6 protein-coding genes are annotated in these 6,281 nt (G+C 74.5%); 4 read left to right on the top strand and 2 right to left on the bottom strand.

Annotated elements, in window-relative coordinates; all coding sequences use genetic code 11:
- Positions 1-656 (bottom strand): MerR family transcriptional regulator (locus CXR44_RS39975; protein WP_219601636.1); only part of this gene is annotated, 656 nt, incomplete at its 3' end.
- 103 nt (positions 657-759) lie between these two features.
- On the opposite strand from CXR44_RS39975, the gene CXR44_RS02130 reads away from it, so the two are divergent.
- Both CXR44_RS02130 and CXR44_RS02125 read left to right on the top strand, forming a co-directional pair.
- Complete coding sequence (locus tag CXR44_RS02130; RefSeq protein WP_101783105.1) at positions 760-1,227, top strand: Dps family protein; 468 nt, start codon at positions 760-762, stop codon at positions 1,225-1,227.
- A 216-nt stretch (positions 1,228-1,443) separates the two neighbouring features.
- Positions 1,444-2,478, top strand: coding sequence for an alkaline phosphatase PhoX (locus CXR44_RS02125; protein WP_101783104.1), 1,035 nt, complete (start codon positions 1,444-1,446; stop codon positions 2,476-2,478).
- Positions 2,479-2,506: 28 nt separating this feature from the next.
- On the opposite strand, the gene CXR44_RS02120 is transcribed toward CXR44_RS02125, so the two are convergent.
- Positions 2,507-3,331, bottom strand: coding sequence for a bifunctional helix-turn-helix transcriptional regulator/GNAT family N-acetyltransferase (locus CXR44_RS02120; RefSeq protein WP_245898756.1), 825 nt, complete (start codon positions 3,329-3,331; stop codon positions 2,507-2,509).
- Positions 3,332-3,449: 118 nt separating this feature from the next.
- Here CXR44_RS02120 and CXR44_RS02115 point away from each other — a divergent pair, with 118 nt between their 5' ends.
- Both CXR44_RS02115 and CXR44_RS02110 read left to right on the top strand, forming a co-directional pair.
- Positions 3,450-4,355: a lactonase family protein gene (locus CXR44_RS02115; protein WP_101783102.1), complete on the top strand. Its 906-nt coding sequence runs from the start codon at positions 3,450-3,452 to the stop codon at positions 4,353-4,355.
- A 286-nt stretch (positions 4,356-4,641) separates the two neighbouring features.
- On the top strand, positions 4,642-6,186 hold the full coding sequence (locus CXR44_RS02110) for a N,N-dimethylformamidase beta subunit family domain-containing protein (RefSeq protein ID WP_101783101.1): 1,545 nt from the start codon (positions 4,642-4,644) through the stop codon (positions 6,184-6,186).
- Positions 6,187-6,281: the final 95 nt, after the last annotated feature.

The following is a 6,281-nucleotide window of genomic DNA, read 5'->3' as shown; positions in this document are numbered from 1 at the left end:
CCCCGGGGGGCGGGCCCCCCCCCCGCCGTCGCGGTCGCACCCGTCGCACGGTCTCGCGCCACGCGCTCTCCTGCCGCGCCGTCCTGCACCGGACCGTCTACTGCCGCGCGGTCCTGCACCGGACGGTCTGATGCCGTACGGTCCGCGTCGGCGAGGCGGTCGAGCGGAGCGCGCGCCCAGAAGCGTGCCCGCTCCCGTGCCGCGTCACCGTCACCGCAGCCCGCGGTCTCGCGGCTCCCGGCGTCGCGACCGGAATCGTGGCGACCGGAAGCGCCGCCACGGGAAGCGCCGCCACCGGAAGTTTCGCGGCCGGACCCGTCGCGGCCGGACCCGCCGCCACCGGGACCGTCGGGCGTCTCGGCGAACGCCTCCAGCATCGCGTCGGTGGCACCCGCGAGGGCCGCCTGGATGTCGGCGATCGAGCGGCCCGCCGCCTGCAGCCGCTTGACCGCCACGAGCTGGAGCAGGTGCCGCCTGCCGTAGCGGGCGATCCTGCCGCGCCTGGACAGCGGCGGGTCGACCAGGCCGATCGTCGTGTACCACCGGATCAGCCGCTCGCCCGGCACCTCGCGCACCCGGCCGTTGCCGCGCTGCCCGTCGCGCAGCAGACCGGCCGCGTGCTCGGCCAGCTCGCCGATGGTCCAGGTCTCGTTCATACCCTCACAATGACACTGTCACTATTGCAGTGTCAATGGAGGATTAAACCATACGTTTTCGCTCATAAGAGATGAGACGTAGGACAACGGGGAGGAAAACACCATGGCTACGATCACCGGTCCGCTCTCGGGCGACGCGAAGAACACGGTCGCCGAGGCCCTGCAGGGCGCCCTGGTCGATCTCGTCGATCTGTCGCTGGTCGCGAAGCAGATGCACTGGAACATCGTCGGCCACAACTTCCGGCCGATCCACCTCCAGCTGGACGAGCTGGTCGCGCTCGCCCGCGAGCACGCCGACACCGTCGCCGAACGGGCGGCCGCGCTCGGCATCAACCCCGACGGCCGCTCCGCCACGCTCGGCCGCTCCACCAAGATCTCCCAGCCGGAGAGCGGGTGGATCGAGGACGGCAAGGTGGTCGCGACGATGACCGACATCCTCGAGGGCGTCGGACGGCGGATGCGCGAACGGATCGAGGCCACGGACGAGCCGGACAAGTCCACGCAGGACTTGTTCATCCGGATCGCCCAGGACATCGACAAGGAGCGCTGGATGTTCCAGGCCCAGCGCTGACCTCGCCCGAGCCCGGGAGCCCGTGACGGCCCCGGGCTCTCGCGTGCCCGGACCTCGGCGACGGGACGCGTGACCGGGCGGGCAGGGGGAAGTGTCGCCTGATGGGGGATTGCGGAGGACTGGTGGGCCCGGGTTCGCGCAGTGTTCGACGTCCCGGATCCCTCCCATTCACGTCGGTGCTGTCGACTAGCGTGGCACCAGAGGGAGGCGCCTGACATGTCCCACAAGACTCTCCTCCGCGCGGGGCCGCTGCGGCGGCAGGCGGTGGGCCCGTACGGCCCGCTGGAGCCTGCCGGCCCCGGTGGCCTGGCCCTGCCGGCGGGCTTCACCGGCCGGGTGGTGGCGCGCTCGGGCCACAAGGTGGCCGGGCTGACCTGGCATGCCGCGCCCGACGGGGGCGCGTGCTTCCCCGACGGCGCCGGCTGGATCTACGTGTCCAACTCCGAGCTGCCGCTGCTCGGCGGCGCGTCCGCGATCCGGTTCGGCGCCGACGGCTCGGTGGCCGACGCCTACCGCATCCTGTCCGGCACCGACCTCAACCGCGCGGGCGGCGCCACGCCGTGGCACACCTGGCTGTCGTGCGAGCTGGGCCACCGCGGGCGCGTCTTCGAGTGCGACCCGTACGGCGAGCGGGCCGCGCGCCCGCGCCTGGCCATGGGACGCTTCCGGCACGAGGCGGCCGCCTGCGACCCCGACCGGCAGGTGGTCTACCTGACCGAGGGCGAGGCGGACGGCTGCTTCTACCGGTTCCGGCCCGGCGACTGGGGCGACCTGACCGAGGGCGTGCTGGAGGTGCTGTGCGAGTCCGGCCGCTGGCGCCCGGTGCCCTCGCCCGCCGCGCTGCTGCACGCGACCCGCCACCAGGTCGAGGACGCCCGCCACTTCGACGGCGGCGAGGGCTGCCACTACGCCGGCGGCGTCTGCTACTTCACCACCAAGGGCGACAATGGACTGTGGGCCTACGACGCGCAGACCTCCGCGCTCGAACGGGTCTGCGACGGCGTGCGCGCGGTCACCGCGAGCCCGTCCGGCGATCTGTACGTGGCCAGGGACGCGATGCGGATCGACGTCATCACCCCCGACCGCACGATCACGCCCTTCCTCGCCCTCGACGGTCATGACCGGTCGGCGCTCAAGGGCCCGGCGTTCTCGCCCGACGGCGGCCGGCTCTACTTCTCCTCGCAGCTCGGCACGGCCGCAGACCCCTCCGGCGGCCACACCTTCGAGGTCGCGGGCCCCTTCCGCCCATGACCGCTCCGGGCTCGGGGGACCCCGGCCGTCACAGGTCGAGCGTCCACATCTCGTCGACGACCTCGATCCCGTTCTCCGTGCCCTGCTCGGCGGACTCCAGCACGAACCCGGCGCCCGCGTAGATGCGCCGCGCGCTCACCAGGCAGTCGCGGGTCCACAACGTGATCCGCCGGTGGCCGGCGTCCTTCGCGTGGCGCACGCACTCCTCGACGAGACGCCGTCCCAGACCCAGCCCTCGGGCGGACGGCTCGACCAGCAGCAGCCGCAGCTTCGCCGTGACGCCGTCGCCGTGCTCGCAGAACACGCTGCCGACCCGCTCGCCGCCGGCCTCGGCGATCCAGCCCCGGTCGCGCGACAGGTCCAGCCCGCCCACGATCCGGCACACGAGCTGCTCGAACTCCGTGCCCCAGCCGTAGTCACGGTGGTAGAGCTCGGCGTGCCGGTAGGCGACCCAGGCGAGGTCGCCGGTGCGCGGCGCCCGGATCACGTACGGCTCCGGCCGTCCGGGCTCGCCCAGCGCCTGCCTGACGGCGGCCATCCCGGCCACCAGCCGCTCCTGCCCGCCCTCGCTCAGCCCGGCGAGCAGCTGCTCGACCTGCTCGGCCGAACGGGCGTCCAGCGCCTGGAACACCCGCACGCCCGCCTCGCTGAGCCGTACCACCTGCTTGCGCGCGTCGGTGGCCGAGCGCTCGCGGACGATGAGGCCGTCGGCCTCGAAGCGGGTGAGGATCCTGCTGAGGTAGCCCGCGTCCAGGTCGAGCAGGCCGCGCAGCTCGCCCGTCTCCATCGGCTCGGCGTGCGCCAGCTCGAACAGCACCCGCGCCTCCGTCAACGAGTAGGGCGAGTCGTGCATGCCTGCCTGGAGAACCCCGATGACCTTCGTATAGAACCGGTTGAACGCTCTGATCTCAGAGACCCTTGCTTTGGTCAATGAATTCATTGCTTAAGTCAACCATGAGAGGACCGATGCTGTGAACCTCTACATCGGCGGGTACGGCCCGGGCATCGTCACACCCGGCGGCGGGCTGACCCGGCTCGCCTCCCCGTCGTTCCTGGCCGCCCACCCCTCGCTCCCGGTGCTGTACGCCGTAGGGGAGCTGGCCCGCGGCTGGCTCACGGCGCTGTCCATCGCCGATGACGGGCTGCGGCCGCTCGCCGAGCGCTCCAGTGAGGGCCACAGCCCCTGCCACGTGGCCGTGCACCCGTCGGGTGAGCTGCTCGCCGTGGCCAACTACGGCGACGGCACGGCGAGCATCCACCGCCTCGACCCGCGGGGGGCGTTCGCCGGCGAGCCGATCGTGCTGCGCCACCAGGGGACGGGGCCGGTCGCCGACCGCCAGGAGTGCTCGCACGCGCACCAGGCCGTCTTCCACGAGGACGTGCTGCACGTGACCGACCTCGGCACCGACGAGATCCGCCGCTACGTGCTCGACGGCACACCGCTCGAACCGATCACGCTGCCGCCGGGCACCGGGCCGCGCCACATGGTCGTCGACGGCCCGCGCCTGTACGTGGTGGGCGAGCTGGACGGCCACGTGCACGTCCTGGAGGGTGACGGCCGCACCGCCGCGGCTCCCGCCTCGCGGATCGCGCGCCCCAACCAGCCCTCCCACCTCGACCTCGCGGACGGGCTGCTGTACGTGGGCAACCGGGGGCCCGACACCGTCTCGGTGCTGCGGGCGGACGACCTCACGCACGTGGCCGAGGTCCCCTCGGGCGGCCGGTGGCCGCGTCACTTCGCGATCGGCGGCGGGCGCCTGTACGTGGCGAACCAGTACTCCGGGACGGTCGCCGTGTTCGCGCTGGAGGCGGGGGTGCCGGCCCCGACCGGGCAGGCCTACGAGGTGGAGAGCCCGGCCTGCGTCCTCATCCGGTAGCCGGGCGGCAGGCCCGGCCGGGTGGGAGCCGGGCAGCGCCTCTCCCGGTGCGGCGGGTACGGCGTGTGCGGCGCGGTGCGGCGTGTGCGGCGCGGCGCGGTGCGGCGTGTGCGGTGCGGCGTGTGCGGTGCGGCGTGTGCGGTGCGGCGCGGTGCTGCGGGCGCGGTCGTGGTGCGGCGCGGTCGTGGTGCGGCGCGGTCGTGGTCCGGTAAGGGCGGGTAAGGGGCGCGTCAGGTGTCGGCCAAGCCGGTGTGCCGGGCGGGCGCGGTCGTCTTCGATGGGGCCCGTGCGCAAGCCCATCGCCGCCCTCGCCCTGCTCGCCCTCGGCTGCGGCGCCGCCGCACCCGACGCCCGACCCGGCGAGGCGGCCGGGCCCCGTACGGCCGCTCCCGCCGCGGGCGCCCCCGCCGAGCCGGGCCGCGCGACGCGAGCCGCCGCCGAGGCGGGCCGCGCGACGCGAGCCGCCGCCAAGGCGGGCCGCGCGACCGGAGCCGTCGCCAAGGCGGGCCGCGCGACCGGAGCCGTCGCCGTGGGCGCGGCTCGTGCGGCGGGAGCGCGGGAGCGGGCGTCGTGGCGCATCACCCGCCGGGGCGCCGAGCACGAGATCGAGGGGTACGCCGACCGGGTCAGCGTGCTGCCGGGCGAGCGGTTCCGGCTGCTGGTCTCCACGACCGCGCCCGCGTTCACCGCGCGCGCCTTCCGCATGGGGGCGCGCCCCACGCCGGTGTGGCGCTCCGGCCCCCTGCCCGGAGTGCGGCAGCCGCCCGCGCTGGTGGTCGAGGACATGGTGACCGCCGCTCACTGGAGGCCCTCCGTCACGGTCGACACCACCGGCTGGCCCGAGGGCGCCTACCTGGTGCGGCTGGACGCCTCGACGGGGGCCCAGCGGTACGTCCCCGTCACCGTCCGCTCGGCCTCGACCCGTGGCCGCGTGGTGCTGGTCAACGCCGTCACCACCTGGCAGGCGTACAACGGATGGGGCGGGCGCAGCCTCTACCAGGGCCCCGGCGGGTTTGCCGGCCGGTCGCGCAAGATCACCTTCGACCGGCCGTACGACGGGACGGGCGCCCGGCACTTCCTGGCCTTCGAACGTGACGCCATCGCGGTGGCCGAGCGCAGCGGCGTGCCGCTGGCGTACCTGACGAGCCTCGATCTGCGGCCGGGCGCCCTGGACGGGGCCCGCGCCGTCGTGTCCCTGGGGCACGACGAGTACTACTCGCCCGGCATGCGGGCGGCGCTGACCCGCGCCCGCGACCGGGGCGTGAACCTGGCCTTCCTCGGCGCAGGCGCCGTCTTCTGGCGGATCGCCCTGCACGGTCGGATGATCATGTGTGACAAGGAGAGCCGGTGCCTGCCCTGGCAGGCGTCGGAGCCGGAGAGCGCGCTGGTCGGGCAGGGGTTCGACTGCTATCCGGCCGAGGGCGCCTACGTGGTGGGCAGGCCCGGCCACTGGATCTTCGAGGGCACGCGCGGCAGGCGCTTCCCGGGGCTGGCGGGCGTGGAGACCGACCGGGTCTCGCCGCGGTCGCCGGCGGGCGTCCAGGTGCTGGCCCGTTCGCCCGTGGACTGCGCCGGCCGGGCCACCGAGGGCACCACCACGTACTACACCGCGCCCAGCGGGGCAGGGGTGTTCGCCGCGGGGACGACGCGCTGGGTGTGCGGCATGCGCGGCCGGCGGTGCCGTCACGGCGTGACCGGGGCCGCCGCCGCCTTCACCCGGAGGGCCACCCGCAACCTGCTGACCCGCTTCGCCGAGGGCCCCGCCGCGCGCCCCGGCCCGTCGCGCCCTGCCTCCCCAGCCGCGGGTCGGCCTCCCGGCGAGCCGTCGTGAGGCGGCCCCCGTACGAGGTTGGCGATCATCGCTTCACGTCTTGGTCTAGACCACTCGCCAGACGGGCGGGCACAATGCGATTCTGGTCCTGAAGC

This window comes from Nonomuraea indica, from assembly GCF_002850745.1.
Taxonomy (GTDB): Bacteria; Actinomycetota; Actinomycetes; order Streptosporangiales; family Streptosporangiaceae; genus Nonomuraea; species Nonomuraea indica.
The sequence above is the reverse complement of the archived record's forward strand: the minus strand, read 5'-3'. Positions and strand labels throughout refer to the sequence as shown.

Bases quoted from the DNA above. Each gene is read 5' to 3' on its own strand.
- CXR44_RS02130 (WP_101783105.1), top strand. From the start codon at position 760: ATGGCTACGATCACCGGTCCGCTCTCGGGCGACGCGAAGAACACGGTC.
- CXR44_RS02120 (WP_245898756.1), bottom strand. From the start codon at position 3,331: ATGCACGACTCGCCCTACTCGTTGACGGAGGCGCGGGTGCTGTTCGAG.
- CXR44_RS02125 (WP_101783104.1), top strand. From the start codon at position 1,444: ATGTCCCACAAGACTCTCCTCCGCGCGGGGCCGCTGCGGCGGCAGGCG.